The following is a 19,395-nucleotide window of genomic DNA, read 5'->3' on the forward strand; positions in this document are numbered from 1 at the left end:
CGATTATGATTATTAATATGAAACTACAGTTCTCGACTTTAACTAAGTTGAGCATGTCTTCCCTTTTGCTGGTTTGCCTGGCCGCAAATGTTTTTGCGCAAAGCCGGCAAGATACCTTACGTTTATTTATTATAGGGAACAGTTTTTCTCAAAATGCATCTGCCTTTTTGCCGCAACTGGCAAAAGAAGGCGGAAAAACGCTCATTATAGGGCGCGCAGAACTTGGTGGACATTCACTTGAGCAGCATTGGAGTTATGTAGAAAAAGCAGAAGCCAATGCTGATGACCCCAAGGGAAAACCTTACGGCGGGAAATCATTAAAAATGTTGTTGGGGCAAGGAAAATGGGACATGGTTACGATTCAGCAGTATTCTTATCTTTCGGCAGACTCCTCAACCTACTATCCCTATGCCAGTAAACTTATTGCTTATGTGAAAGCATTGCAACCCCATGTGCGTATTGTTATCCATCAAACCTGGGCTTACCGTACCGATGCAAAAAAATTTGGGCGTATAGCCGAAGGTAAAACTGCGATGAACCAGCGGGAAATGTGGCAGAAATCACGGGCGGCTTATCATCTCCTGGCTAAGCGGATCAATGCTCCGATTTTACCGGTAGGTGATGCTTTCCAAATTGTAGCCAATGACAGGAAATATGGTTTTAAGCCTGATCTTTCATTTAATTATGAGCATCCGACAGCCCCAAGTCTGCCTGATCAAACCCATTCGATCAATGTGGGGTACTATTGGAATAAAAAAGAGCTCGTATTCGATCCGAACCATGCCAATGATGCGGGGAAATACCTTGGCGGATTAATCTGGTATGGGATGTTGTTTAATGATTCGGTTAAATATATCAAATTTAAGCCTGAAAATGTTTCTGAAGAATTTGCGCAGTATCTTCGTAAAGTGGCAGCTGAAATCATCGCAAAAACGAATCGATAAAATAATTGCAGATACTAAACTTTAGTCCGCTTGGGTTATTTTGATTTGTAAAACACAAACTTTCTAAAAATAAACTGCAAATATTACTCCTGCGTACAAAAACAAACCATTTCCGTACAAAAGTGAACCCTCCAAAGCAGATAAGCATATAGATTTGTGTTAACCAAATAATAAACCTAAATATTATGACAACCTATTTCTTAACTATTCCCCTTGTTGAAATTGAGGAAAACACAAAATCTGAATTACGGGCGATACTATTAAAGATGCTTTTCAACCTGATTGGCATTTCCTGACCCGAGGTTTAGCATAAAAGCTGGAATCAACCCTTTTAATGCTTTTCCATCTCCATTTTTAATTCGGCGATAAACCTGCACCCTTTTGGGGAATTGATGAGGACGCATCTGCGTGTCCTGGAGATTTGTATTGCGCAAAAAAGCAGAAATATTAAAAAAAGATAATTCTAACCATATCCAAGATAGATGATAAAAAACATAAACCTAAGGTCCAAAGGCTGGCTTCTTTTGGTTGCTGCATTTTGGTGTAAGGCCCAGGCATTGCCGGCCAGGCCCATAAAAATTGCCGTCAGCTTCGTTGCTAAACGCCCTGCAATGCGGTTTCAGGAAATAACCGGAACCGTTAAAGATGAGAAAAACCAGCCTATTCCAGGTGCAACCATCAGAATAAAGGGTACCACTACGGGTGTCCAGACCGATCTGGATGGAAAATATAAAATCAATGTTAATCCTGGGCAGGTACTTGTGTTTTCAACCATTGGGTTCGAAAGCAAAGAAGTTACCATAGGGGCTGCTGGTGTAATCAACATCACGCTGGTTTCCGCAAGCAGTTCGCTAAGTGAAGTAGTGGTGAATGGTTATTCTACACAAAGAAGATCAGCCGTTACTGCTGCCATCAGTACCGTTTCGGGCCAGGATTTATTGAAGGCGCCGGTAACGAATGTGAACAATGCTTTGGCAGGTCGCGTGCCGGGTCTTGTGGTGCAGCAAACTTCCGGACGTCCGGGAATTAACGGTGCTGCTTTGTATATCCGCGGACAGGTTTCGCCCTCAGCTACAGCGCTTATCATTGTGGATGGTGTGGAAAGGACCTCTTTCGGTGATATTGATCCCAATGAAATTGAAAGCATAAACATACTGAAAGATGCCTCATCTACCGCGCTATATGGTTTGAAAGGTGCTAACGGCGTGTTTGTAGTGACTACCAAAAAGGGAGTGGAGGGGCCGGCAAGGGTCACATTTTCGGGTAATCTGGGCATCATCAGTGCAACCTCTCGTCCTGAAATTCTTGGCGCTTATGAAAGTGCTATGCTGTTAAGTGAGGGGCAACGCAACGTGGGTGAATCCAGAACCTTTACCGATGAGGATTTAGCGATTTTTAAGGCCGGAAACGGTAATCCATTACTTTATCCGGATGTGCAATGGTACGATGAACTGGTTAAAGACCATTGGATGCAGAACCAGCAAAACCTCACGATATCAGGTGGCAGTGAAAAGGTAAAATACTTTACCTCATTTAGCCATATGCGCGAAGAAGGAAATTTTAAGGAATTTAAAACACCATTGGATTATTCAACTTCCCCGAGCTACAGCCGTTACAATTTCAGGGCCAGGGTAGGCATAGACCTCACCAAAACCACCAATTTTGAGGTGAACCTTGCCGGCAGGAACGAACACCGTTATAGTCCGGCGGGTATGAGCGAATACAATGATCCTGCAGGGGTAGTGAGTAACGGTATTGAAGGACTTGTGGGCCGGGCTTTGAAAATGCCTTCATGGGCAGCTCCGTTCTTTAAGGAATACATCAACTCCGATGATCCCCGGATTATTGCCCTGGATGGAAACTATAACCATATCGTAAATTATGGATTGGGCGGGGTAAATGCTTTCAATCCTTACGCCTTACTCACTTATGGTGGATATGCCTTTACCGATAACAATATTGCCGAATCGATTTTCACCGTAAAGCAAAAACTTGATTTCTTAACACAGGGCCTGAGTTTTAAGGCCCAGTTTGGCTACGATGCCACCCAATTATCAGGAAAGTTGCAGCGTGGAAGTATCGGCTATCTGGAACTCAACAGGGCCACTTTGGCATTAACACCCGTGGGTGGTACCTATAATGATTTTTTTGGGGCGCCTGCCTATTCAAGAAGTGGTTTTACCAAAACGAATCTGCAGTTGTTTTTAACCTATGGCAGATCGTTTGGCAAGCATAACATCAGTGCCAATCTAATCGGTCAGCGCGAACTACAGGGCTCAGCTGCGGCTGCCGCGCCTTATGCCAACCAGGGAATCATTTCGGAGGCTACTTATAACTATGGAAATAAATACTTTCTAACAGCCAGTGCAACCTACAATGGTTCAGAGAATTATGCCAAGGGTTATCGCTACGGATTTTTTCCGGCAGCAACCTTAGGTTATAATCTGGCCAATGAGGAATGGATGAAAAAATTTACCTGGATCAGCATGTTTAAAATCAGAGGTTCGATTGGAAGGGTAGGGATTCCAAGTCCCGGTACAAGCCGTTTCTATTATCAGAACAGGTTTGGCGCCGGATCAAACGTGGTATTTGGAAATCCGAACAGTAACTTTAGCGCGCCTACCTATACCCAGTTACAATATGGCAATCCGTTTATCACCTTTGAGGTGTCTTTAAAACGAAATATCGGACTTGATCTTTCTTTATTCAAGGATAAACTGAACATCACTGCTGACCTTTTTGATGATGAGCGTTCGGATATTTTAACCACCCGTTCGGCAACCAGTTTTGCAACTTATGGTGCCACCGTGCCAAGTACCAATTATGGTGTCAATTACAACCACGGATATGAATTATCAGCAACTTACCGGGATAAGATCAAGGACTTTACCTATTCCTTTACGGCCAACCTGAGTTATGCCAGAAATGAGCGCAGGGTATTGGATGAAGCACCTGGTCTTGCCGAAAATCTGCGGGTGTCGGGCAAGCCGATCGGTACCTATTTTGGATACCATGTACTCGGTTTTTATGCAGATCAACAGGATATTGATAGCAGTCCCTTGAACAAAATTACAGCCTATCCTTCTATACCCGGCGATTTTAAATATCAGGATGTTAACGGCGACGGAATCATTAATAACCAGGATGTAATCGCCATCGGGCATCCTAATATTCCGGAATACAATGCCAGTCTGAATATGCAATTTGGGTATAAGGGATTTCAATTATCGGCACTTTTTAATGGGGTAACGAATGTGAGTTCAAACGTGGTGTTTCAAAGTGGCGGCCTTAACCAGTATTACGCACCAATGTTAAACAGATGGACGCCTGGCAATACCAATGCCAGCTGGCCGGTAATCCGTCCGGGCCTGAATGCAAATCCCAATGAAAGCTTAAACGACTTTATACTGCAAGACGCTTCTTACATCAAATTACGAAATGTGCAGTTCAGTTACAGTTTGCCTAAAAAATGGGTCAATAGAATTCGCCTGAATGGCCTTACCGTATTCGTTAGCGGCCAGAACTTAATCACCTGGACAAATTTTTATGGTATCGATCCTGAAAACAGCTTATCGGGAAATGCCTATGCCTCTTCTATTGCCACTATTCCCACCACCAAGGTTTTCAATTTTGGCCTCAATTTATCACTCTAATCAAAGGTTACCATCATGAAAAAAATCATATATCTTTTGTTTTCATTTATGCTCTGCATTGCTTATTCCTGCAAAAAGGATTTTTTACAGCGTGATGTGGGCATCCAGAGCGACCTTGAAGAGGTTTTTAAAGACCCCTTAACGGCTTCCCGCTTTGGCGATTTTACCTATACTTTTTCTATTTCGGATTATGGCCGCCTGAGCGGATATAAAGGAATGACCTCACAATTTACAGATGAGTCTATTGCCAATAATGGTCAGATAGAGGTGGCGGCAATGAACAGTGGCCAATTTCTGGATCCGGGAGCTTCTGATGTGACAGGCATTTACGCTCAAATGTACCGTGGAATCAGAAATGCAAACCTGATGCTGGCCAATATGGATAAAGTTCCCTGGACCGATCTTTATAATCCTAATTATATCAAGGGTGAGCAACTATATCTCCGCGCTTACTTCTATTTCGAGTTGTTAAGGCGTTTTGGAGGGGTCGTGATATTAACCCAGCCACAAGATTTTACAGAAGCTTCTACAGATCTTCCGCGCAGCAGTTATGCAGAAACCTTTGCATTGATTTTAAGTGATCTGGAACAGGCCCTTACGCTGTTGCCACTAACCAATGCCGACTGGCCCAATCCGGCAGCACAATCTAACCGGGCTACGGGGGCTGCGGTTATGGCACTTAAAGCAAGAGCCCTGCTCTTCGATGCCAGTCCGTTAAATAATCCGGAAAATGATTTGGCGAAATGGAAAAAAGCCACAGAGGCATCAAAGGCAATTATGGACCTGAACAAATTTTCACTGGAGCCCAATTACGCCAATGTGCTTACGGTAGCAAACTCTAACGAATACATCCGGATCTGGCCCCGTGGCGGCCGTGGATTTATTGGGACTTATCTGAGCGATTTTTTGATTCCTACAAGTTATGGAGGTGCACAATCTAACCTTTCACCTGTTCAGAATCATGTTGATCTGTACGAAATGGCCAATGGCAAACCCATTACCGACGCCACCTCAGGATACAATCCTCAAAATCCTTACCTCAACAGAGATCCGCGGTTTTATGTAAACATCCTTTATAACAATGCAACCTGGCAGGGACGGGCGGTGCAAACCTGGCAATCTGAACCCAATGCCCAGGGTATTATTACCTATGGAACCGATATCAGCACGGCAACTTCAATAACCAAAACCAGTTACTACCTGAAAAGGCTATGGCCGGAGGCTTCACGTTCGGGCTCAACCGCATCAGCATTACTGAATTATGTTTTTTACAGATATGCAGAAGTCCTGATCAATTATGCAGAAGCTTTAAATGAAGAATCAGGGCCAAGCGCAGAAGTATACAATGCGGTAAATGCCATTCGCCTGCGCGCTAAAATGCCGGTTTTACCAGCTGGTCTCAGCCAGGCTGAAATGCGCGAACGCATCAGAAACGAAAGGGCCATCGAGTTCGCTTTCGAAGATATGCGCTGGTGGGATATCCTTCGCTGGAAAAAAGGGACTGAAATTGTGGCCCAGCCAATGAAGGCCATGAAAGTGGTTAAAAATGCTAATGACTCTTTCAGCTATAGTGTGATCGAATTGCCTGCATTTAAAAAGGTATTTAATAACAATATGTATTTATATCCTATTCCCCGGGCAGAAATGAATAAGACCAGTGGTGCATTGAAACAGAATCCGGGATGGTAGTGATTGGGTTGTACATCAATTTTAAAAGTTAAGAAATGACAAGATATATTAAATGTTCGGGCGTTATGCTGTGCATCATCAGCTATCTGCTTACCTGCACAGCCTTTGCACAGACTAACGGTAAGCAGGATACCATCAGGGTTAGGAAAGCTAACTACACAGACTCGACAGATAAATTAATAGAAATTCCGTTTGCTACACGCAGCCGGGAAGAATTGAATTATGCCCAGAGCTCGCTGCGCTATAATCAGCTTACCCAAGTACCGATCAGTAACCTTTCTGGTTTACTAGCGGGGAGGTTAAGTGGCTTTTTATTCAGGTGGACAGGTAATCAGCCGGGCGGTGGAAACGTGTCCTATCAAATCCGTGGAAAATCATCGTATGCGCAAGGCGCTACGCCAGCTTTTCTGGTTGATGGAATTGAACGTGATTTCGAAGATATGGATATCAGCGAAATAGAAAGTGTAACCGTATTAAAAGATGCTGCTGGTTTAAACTGGTATGGCCTAAATGGAGGTAATGGCGCAATTTTGGTCACCACAAAAAGAGGTAAAATAGGAGAGAACCTGATTTCTTTTGATGCTCAGGGCGGTTTTCAATCTGCCGGTAACCTCATCAAACCCTTAAATTCGTATGATTTTGCTACTTTATACAATCGGGGCTTAACCAATGTGGGGCAGGTACCGGCCTATAATGATGCAGCGCTTGACGGTTATAAAAACCATACCAACCCCTACCTCTATCCGGACAATAACCACTTAGAACGCTTTCTGGGCAAAAGAGCAGCTACACAAAGGTACGCGCTTACCTTTAGCGGAGGGAGCAACAGGGTACGTTATTTCAGTTCTGTGAGTTACTTTAACCAGCAAGGCCTTTTGAAGGAAACGGAAACGCCCAATTACGATTCTAATTATGGCTATAAACGTTATAATTTCCGCATCAATTTAGATTACGATGTAACCAAAACACTTACACTTACGTTGTTGGCAGGCGTAAGGAGTGAAGTGCGTAATGATGTTGGCGATGGCACCAGCACGGTTTTAAGTAACCTGTATAATTTGCCCCCAAACGCCTTTCCAATTTTAAATGCAGATGGATCTTACGGCGGAACCTCCCTCTTTCAAAGTAATCCCCTGGGCCAGTTACAGTCTACAGGATTTTCAAGAACCACCACCAATATTTTGCTCGCCAGCATCATGGCCGATCAGAAAATGGATTTTATCACCAAAGGCCTTTCGGCTAACCTTTTCTTTTCTTATGATGGTTATGGTAATTATGGCGACGGGTTATCTCAGAATTATGCAGTTTTCAATCAAACCGTCACGCCTGTACAAACTTATCGTACGCCGGCAGTTATTGCTTACCGTACTGCAGCTTTCCAAACCAATACCAAAAACAATGAACTCTGGTTTGGCTTAGATTACAACAGAACCTTTGCTACAGATCATCAGGTAAAGGCAAATGTAAGGGCGCAACAATATGTAAGCGCTGCGGTAGACCGTTTGGATTACCGTTCACGGATGATTGTAGGGCGGGCAGATTACAGTTTTAAGCAACGTTACCAGTTGGGATTTACAGGAAGTTACTCCGGATCTGAAAACTATGCGCCTGGAAGACGTTTTGGCTTTTTTCCGGCAGTATCAGCCGGCTGGTTAATATCCAAAGAAGATTTCATGAAAGATGCTTCCGTAATCAGTTACCTGAAACTGCGCGGATCTTATGGTCGCTCGGGTAATATCGGCCCAACTTATGATGCCAATGGCAATGTGGTCAGACTGCCATACCGTACGCTCTTTACCAGAGATGCAGGGCCATTTCTGGGGTCTACTTTTTCTACGTCAACCACGGCCAGGCTGGTAAGCCCTGCAGGTAACCCCTTAACCACCTGGGAAAAAATTGACCGCTTGAACCTGGGTACAGACGTAGATTTTTTTAAAGGCGCACTTTCCTTCTCTGTTGATTATTTTGATGAAAAACGAACGGATATCCTTGGTCCTGCAAACTTACCTGGGATCCTTGGGATAGCTATTGCGCAGGTAAATTCAGGCAAGGTAAGCAGTAAAGGATTCGATGCCAGCGGAACTTTCCATAAAAAAATTGGTGAAGTGCAAATCAGTACCAACGCCAACTTTACCTATGCTAAAAATATCATTTTGGAAAGAACGGAAAACGTACTCCCTAACCAGTCTACTATAGGCCGGTATGTGAATGGCGGAAATTATTACATCGCTGAAGGTATTTTTCAGAGCCAGGCAGAGATTAATACCAGTCCGAAGCAAACCCTTTCGAGCCTTGTGGTGCCCGGCGATTTGAAATACAGGGATGTGAACAATGATAACGTCATCGATGCCAACGATGCCATTTCCAGCGACTATACCGATATTCCGAAAATATATTATGGCTTCGGTTTTAATATCCGATATAAACAGTTTGATTTAGGCGCACAGTTCCAGGGCGTTGCTGGCAGAACTGTGGATGTCTCTGACATTGTATATGCAGGTCCGAATGGCTTGAATCAGCTCAGTTTAGATAGCTGGACTCCGGCCACAGCGGCCACGGCAAAATATCCCCGTATCGCAATATCAGACAATGGGAACAACACGGCCAACTCCACCTTTTGGTTGTATTCAGGGAATTTTTTAAAACTCAGGTCTGCTGAAATTGGATACAGTACGCCACAAAGCCTTAACCAGCGCTTACGTTTTAAAGGCGCGAGGATCTTTGTAAGTGGTAATAATATTTTCTCAATTTCCAAACTCGGAGAACTGGGTATTGATCCCGAAACCCCCAATGCAGGTCGTTTTTCGTCTTACCCTTACGTAAAAACCTTTGCGGTAGGCTTAACTGTTAAATTTTAACTCAAAATGAGTATGAAAAAGAAAATATATGTAATGCAAATGGTACTGGCGGTTTTGCTAATGAGCTTTACTGCCTGCAAGGATGAATTTTTTGAACCCTCGTACAGTGAGGGGCCTGTTAATGAAGACGCGATCTGGAATACCGACAGACGTGTGCGGGAGTATTTAAACAACGGTTATAATTACATGCTTGCCCGATACAATGTTGATGGCTCAGGAGCCTTAATGGCCAGCGGAAGTGATGAAGCAGTTAACTCAAACTTAAACAGCAATGTAAACATTTTTAATAATGGTAACTGGAGCAGTTTAAGGACTTTTGATGAGCAATATACCAATCTTTATAACGGTTTATGGGTAGTCAATACTTTCCTGGAGCGATCGCCCACAGCAGTGATTTTTCCCGCAAGCGATCTTCGCGGACTAAGGGGAGAAGCTTTTTTTCTGAGGGGCTTATTACATCATGAGTTGTTTAAAAGATATGGGGGCATTGTTCTTGCCACCCGGTCCTTTTCACCGGTAGAAGACCTGAATATTCCACGCAATTCAGTTGATGATGTAGTCAGACAGATTGTTAAGGATTGCGACTCAGCTATCAGCCAGATTCCGGCAGCCTCCACAAAAGATTGGGATGCGGCCAATTACGGACGTGCCACAAAAGCTGCGGGAATGGCGCTGAAAGCCAAAACCCTGCTGGTTTATGCAAGCCCTTTATACAACACCGGCAATGATCTGCAACGCTGGCAGAATGCGGCCAATGCAGCAAAGGATTTAATCGACTTAAATAAACACAGCCTGTTAAGTACGGCTTCATTTCCAAACTTATGGGATTACACCAATACAGCAACCTCTTATAATAACGAGGTGATCTTCGCTACGCCAGCAAGCAATACGAATGCCATTGAAGCCAATAATGCACCCATTAGCTTTACCGGTGGGTTGGGCAGAACAAACCCTACCCAGAATTTAGTTGATGCTTTTGAAATGACCAATGGCAAAACCATAACCGACCCTACATCAGGCTATGATCCACAAAATCCTTATGCAAACAGAGATCCGCGTTTAAACCAGTTTATTGTAGTTAATGGCGCAAATTTTAAAACAGGAAGCTTAACACGAGCCGTAGAGACTTATGAAGGTGGACGTGATAACGTTCCTTCTAATGTAAACAGTACAAAATCTGGTTATTACCTGCGCAAATTTTTAAGTGGTAACGCTACTTACAACATTACGGGTACAACGAGCGTAAGAAGGCCCTGGGTATTGTTTCGTTATGCAGAAATTTTACTGATCTATGCAGAAGCGCTGAACGAATTTGGAGGTCCGAATGCGGAGGTTTACAATGCGATAAATGCGGTACGTAACCGTGCCGGAATGCCTGCACTTGCCGGGTTAACACAATCGCAAATGCGCGACAGGATTAAAAATGAACGGAGAGTGGAATTATGTTTTGAAGAACAACGGTTTTTTGATGTGCGCCGGTGGAAGGATGGGGAAAGTAATTTTAACGGACCGGTTAGGGGAATGAAAATTACCAAGGTAGGCACTGCGTTAACCTATAACCCATTTGTAATTGAAAACAGAACCTTTACCAGTAAAAATTATTGGTATCCTTTTCAGCAATCTGAAATTAATAAGGCCAGTAAACTTATTCAAAACCCAGGGTATTGATGATGTTGAACAGAATCAAATTTCCGGCTAATCAAGGCAATTGGCGCATCAATAATTGGATGAAAAAAGCATTGGGCTGCTTTATTGCTCCGGTGTTTTTATCGGCTGGAGTGTATGCGCAGAAAACAGATCGGTTTATGGGAGAAATCGTTAACTATGACGAAAGTACAGTTCCAGCCTATACTTTACCTGATATACTGGTTACCGCAAAGGGCAAAAAGATTAAAAACGTCGCCATGTGGGAAAAGCAGCGCAGACCAGAACTTTTAGCCCTGTTTGAAGAACACATTTACGGAAAAACACCAGACGGTTTTGATAGTTTGAAATTTGTGGTGGCCAATGAAAAAGCTGATGCTATGGATGGAAAAGCCCATTTGAAAGAAATAACAATTACAGCGTGGAATGATGGTCGTTCAGTATCGTTTCCTGTTATACTCTTTATTCCCAATAAGCGGATAAAACCTGCTCCGGTGTTTTTACTGATTAACAACCGCAGTAGCAGGAATACAGATCCGGCGAGGATTGAAAAGAGTACTTTCTGGCCAGCCGAAATGGTCATAGACAGCGGTTACGCCATAGCGGCTTTCCATCATTCAGATGTAGCGCCTGATCGGAAGGATAGTTATCAGAACGGTGTATTAAAACAGTTGTTTCCTGCAGAGCTGGAAAAAGATAATGGCATGAAAGCCATTGGCGTGTGGGCCTGGGCAGCAAGCAGGGTAATGGATTACTTTAAAACGGATAAAGATATCGACTTTAACAAGGTTGCGCTGGTAGGGCATTCAAGGGGTGGTAAAACCGCCTTATGGTCTGCAGCCCAGGATCAACGCTTCGCCATGGTGTTTAGCAGTTGCTCAGGAAGTACCGGTGCAGCGCTGGCCAGGCGTAAATATGGAGAAACCATCAGCCTGATCAATAAACAGTTTGGTTACTGGTTCAACAATAATTACAAAAACTATAGCAATGATGTAAACAGCTTACCTGTAGATCAGCATATGCTCATCGGCTTAATTGCACCGAGGCCAGTGTACACCACGAACGCTACGGAGGATCGCTGGGCAGACCCTTATGGTTCTTATTTATCATTGGTACATGCCAAACCTGTTTATGATTTATACGGCAGGAAAGTGACGCTTCCTGAAAATATGCCCGATGTGAACAAGCCAATCATCCATTCGGCTATAGGTTACCATTTCAGGGAAGGAAAACACGACCTCAATGTTTTTGATTGGACAAATTTTATCCGCTTTGCCAATCACCATTTTAATCGATAAGGTTTACGCTTAACTTCCTTTTTATAAATGATTGGCATTTTTCCTCAATTCCTACAGAGAAAAAAAGTTTAGTGTAAAGAAAATTTAGTCTCAGGTTCAAAATAGGTGCCGAATTAATAGCAAAACCTCTAATCTAAAATTTAATATTTATTACTATGAAAAAACTCATTTTTGGGTGGACAGGAAAGGTAACGCTGCTTGCTCTTCTGGGGCTGCATTCGCTTTCCTGTTCCAAAATGGTGGAAGAAAACCTTTCACAAACTTTTGATAAGGGACCACAAAAATTGGCTGTTATTGCCAATAATGTGCTGATTAACCCGGTTTATAATAGTACTTCGGTGTTACGGAATCCATTAAATGGATGGGTAATGTATGGCAAACGAGATGCTAGCGAAACGTATTGGGACAGTCAGTTTTTCGTGCCAGAACTGGGTGCCAATGTAAAGGCGATAGATTATGCCTCAGCCTGTTACATCCGGACCAGCTGGCGATCACTTAATCCAAGTCCGGGTGTTTATGCCTGGAGAGACCCCAACTCGCAGATCGGTAAACTCATCAACGGTGTTAAAACCAGAGGTTTGCCCATTGCATTCCGGATTGTGGTAGACGGGCGCGACCAGGGAGAAAATACCCCTTCTTTCGTATTCACGGCGGGTGCTCAATATTGGTTATCAAATCCTGCAGTACCAGCACAGAAAACGCCCTTTCCCCAGGATCCAATTTTCAGGCAATATTACGCCACATTTATTGAAGAGCTTGCCAAGGACTTTAACGATCCGGTTCGCACCTCTTTTATTGATGCCTATGGTTTAGGTAAATGGGGCGAAGCCCATAATACGGTGTATGCCGCTCCAGGAGTATTAACAGCCGCACAAACAGAAACTGTGAAGGAAGAGGTACTGGACTGGATTATGGCGCTTTACAACAGGACTTTCACCAAAGTACCGCTGGTAATTAACTATCACCGGCTAATAGGTCATCCAACAAGCTGGGGCGCAGCAAACCCAAACAGCAACCAGTTACTGGTGAAAGCGATAAATCAAGGGTATAGTCTGCGGCATGATGCTTTTGCCATGACTGATTATTACCAAAGCTGGGAGAAAAACTTCGCAGCCACCTGGAAACATAAACGACCGATTATTATGGAGGGGGGATGGATTGTGACCGGCACACACCGCTATTGGATCGACTCAAGCGGACAATATCGCGAAGGGCATCCTGAAGATGTAAGAAAGGCTGAATTTGAAAGATCGGCAGAAGCTGCTGTAAATATGATGGATTTTAGGGTTGGCGAAGTGGCTTCCTGGTTTCAAACGAGTTTTCCGTTGGTACAGCGCTTCAATGCAGAAGGAGGCTACCGGCTGTATCCTGATCAGGTATCTTTACCAAATGAAATTGCCAACGGGGCTACCGCTACAATAGGCCATCGCTGGAGAAATATGGGTTGGGGTTACTGCCCAAATAATATTCCGCAGTGGAGTTATAAGTACAAAGTGGCTTTTGCCATTCTGGATACCGCTGGTGTGGTTAAAAAACTTTTTATAGATGAAAATGGTGAGCCTTCTAAGTGGCTGAAAGATAAACCTATGAGTTACAATTTTACCACAACGGCAATTAACCTGCCGGCTGGGAGTTATAAATGGGGGGTAGCCATCATCGATAAAACGAATGCCAACAAGCCTGGTATTGCGCTTGCCGTAACCGGAACTTTTACAAACGGTTGGCTGGAATTGGGCAATCTGCAAATACAGTCCGAACCTCCCATAGGTCAGACGGTTAAACTAAAAGGTTCTAATAACCTGTTTGTTTCCGGTGAAAACGGTGAAGTAGCCATGAGGTGCAACCGGGCGACTGCCTCTGACTGGGAAAGCTTTACCATTGTTGATGCTGGTGGAGGAAAAATCGCCCTGAAAAGCATGAACAAATATGTATCTTCAGAAAATGGTGCTACAACCGGGATCACCTGCACCCGCACAAGCATTAGTGATTGGGAAAAATTTGATTGGGTGGTAAACGCAAATGGAAAAATCTCCCTTAAAGGGAATAATGGCAAATACATTTCTTCAGAAAACGGCCAATCGGCAATGAAATGCAACCGGGCTACTATTTCTGGCTGGGAAATGTTTTCACTGGAATAATTGCTGAGGGAAAATTTTTAAGCATATTAAAGTTTAAGATAATGGGTTGCTCTTGATGGGGCAGCCCTAATTTTTTTGGGAGTTTGAAAAATTGCCTGTTTAAATCAATTCATCAGAAAAAATGGTTCGAATTATGTGATATGTTGACTCATAACGCGCAATATTTAATTAATAAAACATCTATAATAACGCATAGGTCAGTGTCATTTTTTTATAGTAAAAGCATAAAATGGAAAGATTGTTGTGATGCTTAAATAAATAGATTTATATTTGTATAATAGCAAATTATCATGGCGATTTATCAGAAGCAGGTACCAAAAGGGGTTAGATTAAAATGGGCTCCGCTGAATGAAGCAAGAAATGTGAGCGTTTCCCGTAATGCTGTGCAAGGCACTTGGGTGCTGCGATCTGAAATCGGTCGTCCTGTAGAGCCATCGGATATAGCTAAACATTCGGTAACAGGGTTATCAAATAAAAATTATTTGATTCCTTGAGATTTGATGTTCCTGGATATCCATTAAATTTTATTCAAAAGGAACCATGTAAAGACTCCTCGGCTCACCAATTCACATACATTTATAAATTTCGTTCACCCGTTACAGGGTATAATTATATCCTTCGTGCAGATTATCATAAAGAAGATGTGTTTGGTATTAAATTTTATGCACAACACCATAAGCACAGTGATCTGAAATATTCAAAGATTACCAATAGAGGTGATGTTCAGAATATCTTAGTGAGTTGCCTAAGTGTAGTACCTATTTTGTTAGCCCAACATTCAACAGCTTCCTTTGGCTTCATTGGCTCCAGGACTGTTGATAAGGCGTCACAACGTGTTGAAGGGCATCAAAATACACAACGCTATCGAATCTATAAAGAATTGATCAAGGAGAAAATTGGAGAAATAACTTTTGAGCATGTCGATTATAAGCAGCTTAGCGGTTACTTACTACTAAACAGAGCGGCAGGAAATCCAAAAATAAAAGAATCAGCTATAGTTGATATGTTTACTGAAACATATAACAATCTATTAAACGTTTGATTATGATCAATAACTTATAGGAGGTTGAACAATCCAAATTATTGAGATAGTGAAGCTATCTTGCATCTAATATTTTAGAAGAAACGAATATTACAATCCATTTATCCGCAAAATAGCTCGAACTACGCACTGCCATTAACCCGTAATTGGGTTGAAGGTTTTGTAGTTTTTTACTTTATAATTTATTGTCAAATATAAACGTTGGGATGTTTCGCTCGTTAACGCGATTCGATGTTGTCGGCTTTCAAAATCGAATTTTTGGGGAATGCCGAACCAATTTGTCCCCGCTTATCATTAATGGCCCATTTGGCGAAAATTGGAAATAATCGGGTTAATGTGAAAATCGCATCATTTAGGACTGGCTATACCGTGCTATCGTATATTCTTTTTCGTGATTTCCACTAATTTTGCCTCTGCTCTTAAGATATTTCTCTTCGCATTCCAATTTTAGGGTTTTATAATCGTTTCCATCAATATCACCCAACAATAACAGTTACCCAACTGTAAGCTTATTATTATCGGTTAGCTGTTTGGTCAGGCAGATCAGAACCTTTAGGAAAAATTGTATTTCTATCATCATCAGGACACAGACCTTATCCGTTCGATAACAGGCAAAACGTTCGATATCGGGCATTTTTATATTTGTATAAAATCATAAATAATTGATTATTAGTTTTTTAATATTGGCATCCCGCTTGTAAAAGCTTGTCCAAAAAATGTTTAAATGGACAAACTCATTGAAGAAGAAGTTTTAGCTAAAAACAAGAAAAAAAATTACTTGCTGGTTTCTATCATCCTTATTTTGCTAATAGCCAGTATCTGGTTTGTACGGTTTTATTTTAAAGCTGCACTTACGGAAGCTAATATCACGACGGCAAAAGTGGAGAACGGAATAATCGAAAATACGATTAATGCCACCGGTGAAGTGCTACCTGAATTTGAAGAAGTATTAACCAGCCCGATAAGTGCATCGATAAAAAATGTTTTGATGGATGCCGGAAAAAAAGTGAATAAAGGGCAATCTATTCTATTGCTGGATAAATCAGTAAGCCAAACCGATTATGGAAAGCTGCAATTTCAGATGGAGTCCAAACAAAATGAAATTAGTAAGCTAAAGCTTGATTTAGAAAAAAGTTTTTTTGATGTTAAATCAAGCAACGCCATAAAACAGTTGCGGATCAGTAACCTTAAAGATGCTGTTTCATCGGCGAAACGATTACTTAAAGCCGGTGGGGGAACCAAAGAGGATGTGGAGCGGGCCGAGCTTGATCTGAAGGTTGCCGAGCTGGAGAAGCTACAGCTCGAAAATGAAATTAAAAGTAAGCAGCAAACCATGAAAATCGAAATCAGGGAGGCTGAAATTGCACTGGCCATTCAAAAAAATGATTTGGATGCATTGAAACGGAAACTTGATCTGGCCGATGTAACGGCAACCAGGCCCGGGGTAATTACCTGGGTAAATAAAAATATCGGCTCCAGTGTACACGAAGGCGATGCGTTGGTACGTATAGCCGATTTAAGCGGCTTTAAAGTTGCAGGTAGCATGTCTGATAATCTACTGGATAAAATCCACAATAACATGGCTGCTATCATCAGAATTGGTGATACGCAACTAAGAGGTTCAGTTGTAAATATCTCACCGGCAGTAACCAATGCCACCGTATCGTTCGATATCCAGTTAAATCAAAAAGACAGTAAAGTATTAAGGCCCAATCAAAAAGTTGATGTTTTTTTGGTTACTGATACCCGAAATGGTGTTTTAAGGGTGGCAAACGGACCAGCTTTTAACGGTTCAAATTTACAGGAGATCTTTGTGTTGAAAAACGGTATAGCCGAAAAGCGCACGGTGAAAACAGGTTTAAGCAACTTTGATTATGTTGAAATTTTAAGTGGGTTAAAAGCTGGAGACGAAATCATTACTTCGGATATGGCTGATTTCAAAAACTCTGAAAAAGTAACAATAAGCCGTTAAGATGATGAAGAAAATTGTACTTATTGGATTAGCTGTTTTATTTAGCTCAATACATGCAGTATTCGCGGTTACCGATACGCTTAAACTTAACCTGCTGCAGGTAGTTGAAATGGCCAGGGCCAATTCTATTGCGGCAAAACAGGCTGCAACGGTTAAAGAGACGAAATACTGGGAGTGGCGCACTTTCAAATCAAATTACCAGCCACAGTTGGCTTTAGAGGGTATTTTACCCGGCTATACCAAAACTTATACCCAGGTACAGCAACCCAACGGAAGCATTCTTTTCCAGCCCGTACATTATGATAATTCCTCACTGACACTAAATTTTAGTCAAAGTATTGCCGCAACTGGCGGCACCATTTATGGAACTACCCAACTGCAGCGGTTTGACGATTTTGACAGAAAAAGTGTGCTCTATAATGGTATTCCTTACGGAGTTGGTTACACACAACCGCTATTACAGTTTAACAGCTTAAAATGGGACAAGAAAATTGAACCTTTAAAATACAGTGAGAGTAAACAGGTTTTTATCGAAACACAGGAGAAAATATCAATTACCGTTACCGAATATTTTTTCGATTTACTGCTGGCGCAGGTTAACCTCGATATTGCTGAATTAAATTATGCGAACACCAAAAGGATCCTGAGTATTGCCAATACTAAATTTGAATTGGGCAAGATTTCAAAAAATGAGATTCTCCAACTTCAGCTGGAGGTACTTAATGCCCAAAAAGCCGTTGGAACGGCTAAGAGAGATGTAGAGGTGGCCACACTGAACCTTCGCAGTTACGCGGGCATTGAGGGCGACGACAGGATAAAATTGGATATGCCGCAAGCCGTTGCTCAAATGACTGTGGCTACTGAAAAAGTTTTGGCCGAAGCCTTTGCAAACCGTTCGGATGCAATTGGTTTTGCCCGCCGGTTGGCAGAAGCCAGAAGAGATGTGGCCAAAGCAAAGGGGGAAAATGGGCTTAAGGCTACATTAAGGGCAAATCTGGGTTTCTCCAATGCCGGCTTAAGTGCTTTTGATGTTTACCGGAATCCGAAAAATCAGCAAACCGTTGAACTACAGTTGTCTATTCCGGTTATGGATTGGGGCAGGTCTAAATCAAGAACAAAAACAGCACAAGCAAATGAGCAACTGGTAACTTATGCTGTTGAGCAGGATAAGCAAACTTTTAAACAGCAGATCGTAACGCAGGTAACGCTTTTTAATATGATGAAAGAACAGACCAAGCTTACAGATACGGCTGCAAAAATTGCCGCAGAAAAATATAAGATAGCCAGCGAGCGCTATGTTTTAGGCAACCTGAGCATTACCGATTTAAGTATTGCTTTTCAGGAAAATGATGCAGCAAAACGCGATTACGTTTCTTCGCTCCGCGATTTTTGGGGTGCTTATTATCAGCTTCGCTATCTTTCTCTTTACGATTTTGAAAAAAACATTAAAATAACTTATTAATAAATCTTAATTACTAATTATACATGATGATACGCTTAAAAAATATTGAAAAAGTTTACCGTACGGCTACTGTGGAAACCCTGGCAATAAACGGTATTAACCTCGACATTGCAAAGGGAGAATTTCTTTCCATTATGGGGCCATCGGGCTGCGGAAAAAGTACTTTGCTGAACATTATGGGCTTGCTTGATGAGCCATCGAAGGGAGATATCAAAATAGATGACCAGGACATTCGCAGTTTTTCTGATAAAAAACTGGCCCATTTCAGAAATGAGAAGCTTGGATTTATTTTTCAGAGTTACCACCTGATTAATGATTTGCAGGTATTGGATAATGTAGAATTACCTTTATTGTACCGCGATTCATCTGCTAAGGAAAGAAAGGCCCTGGCTACTGAAGCACTGGAAAAAGTTGGCCTGAGCAACCGTTTAAAACATTTCCCTACGCAGCTTTCGGGTGGGCAACGCCAGCGTGTTGCCATTGCCAGGGCTATTGTTGGCCGCCCTCAGATTATCCTTGCGGATGAGCCAACAGGAAACCTTGATAGCGCTATGGGAAATGAGATCATGAATATCCTCATCAATCTGAACAAAAATGAAGGTACAACAATCGTGATGGTGACACATGACGAAAGCATGGCGCAAAAAACACACAGATTGGTTCGTCTTTTTGATGGTTCACAGGTTCAATAATTT

The 19,395-nt window shown here is 42.3% G+C and carries 11 protein-coding genes; all 11 read left to right on the forward strand.

Features of this window, described 5'->3' with window-relative positions; all coding sequences use genetic code 11:
* Positions 1-5 precede the first annotated feature (5 nt).
* The 11 genes from BM107_RS16865 to BM107_RS16925 all read left to right on the forward strand — a co-directional run bounded on the left by BM107_RS16865 (position 6) and on the right by BM107_RS16925 (position 19,392).
* Positions 6-944: a DUF4886 domain-containing protein gene (locus tag BM107_RS16865; RefSeq protein WP_244278842.1), complete on the forward strand. Its 939-nt coding sequence runs from the start codon at positions 6-8 to the stop codon at positions 942-944.
* Positions 945-1,426: 482 nt separating this feature from the next.
* On the forward strand, positions 1,427-4,597 hold the full coding sequence (locus tag BM107_RS16870; RefSeq protein WP_090985473.1) for a SusC/RagA family TonB-linked outer membrane protein: 3,171 nt from the start codon (positions 1,427-1,429) through the stop codon (positions 4,595-4,597).
* 15 nt (positions 4,598-4,612) lie between these two features.
* Positions 4,613-6,286 (forward strand): RagB/SusD family nutrient uptake outer membrane protein, encoded by a 1,674-nt coding sequence (locus BM107_RS16875; RefSeq protein WP_208864403.1) that lies wholly within the window; start codon positions 4,613-4,615, stop codon positions 6,284-6,286.
* A gap of 35 nt (positions 6,287-6,321) precedes the next feature.
* Positions 6,322-9,144: a SusC/RagA family TonB-linked outer membrane protein gene (locus BM107_RS16880; protein ID WP_090985475.1), complete on the forward strand. Its 2,823-nt coding sequence runs from the start codon at positions 6,322-6,324 to the stop codon at positions 9,142-9,144.
* Positions 9,145-9,156: 12 nt separating this feature from the next.
* Positions 9,157-10,812: a RagB/SusD family nutrient uptake outer membrane protein gene (locus BM107_RS16885; protein ID WP_208864404.1), complete on the forward strand. Its 1,656-nt coding sequence runs from the start codon at positions 9,157-9,159 to the stop codon at positions 10,810-10,812.
* Positions 10,812-12,086 (forward strand): glucuronyl esterase domain-containing protein, encoded by a 1,275-nt coding sequence (locus tag BM107_RS16890; protein ID WP_208864405.1) that lies wholly within the window; start codon positions 10,812-10,814, stop codon positions 12,084-12,086. Before BM107_RS16885 ends, BM107_RS16890 begins: the two co-directional genes overlap by 1 nt.
* A gap of 155 nt (positions 12,087-12,241) precedes the next feature.
* Positions 12,242-14,224, forward strand: coding sequence for a fascin domain-containing protein (locus tag BM107_RS16895; protein WP_208864406.1), 1,983 nt, complete (start codon positions 12,242-12,244; stop codon positions 14,222-14,224).
* Between the two features lie 490 nt (positions 14,225-14,714).
* Positions 14,715-15,266, forward strand: coding sequence for a hypothetical protein (locus BM107_RS16910; RefSeq protein WP_090985481.1), 552 nt, complete (start codon positions 14,715-14,717; stop codon positions 15,264-15,266).
* Between the two features lie 724 nt (positions 15,267-15,990).
* The gene (locus tag BM107_RS16915) at positions 15,991-17,238 is read left to right on the forward strand and encodes an efflux RND transporter periplasmic adaptor subunit (protein ID WP_090985483.1); all 1,248 of its coding nucleotides are present in this window, start codon (positions 15,991-15,993) and stop codon (positions 17,236-17,238) included.
* Between the two features lies 1 nt (position 17,239).
* Positions 17,240-18,700, forward strand: coding sequence for a TolC family protein (locus tag BM107_RS16920; protein ID WP_090985484.1), 1,461 nt, complete (start codon positions 17,240-17,242; stop codon positions 18,698-18,700).
* Positions 18,701-18,723: 23 nt separating this feature from the next.
* Positions 18,724-19,392 carry an ABC transporter ATP-binding protein gene (locus tag BM107_RS16925; RefSeq protein WP_450091366.1) on the forward strand — a complete coding sequence of 223 codons (669 nt, stop codon included), beginning with the start codon at positions 18,724-18,726 and terminating at the stop codon, positions 19,390-19,392.
* Positions 19,393-19,395 lie beyond the last annotated feature (3 nt).

Origin of the sequence: Pedobacter suwonensis (assembly GCF_900111825.1) — a bacterium.
In the GTDB taxonomy this organism is placed as follows: Bacteria; Bacteroidota; Bacteroidia; order Sphingobacteriales; family Sphingobacteriaceae; genus Pedobacter; species Pedobacter suwonensis.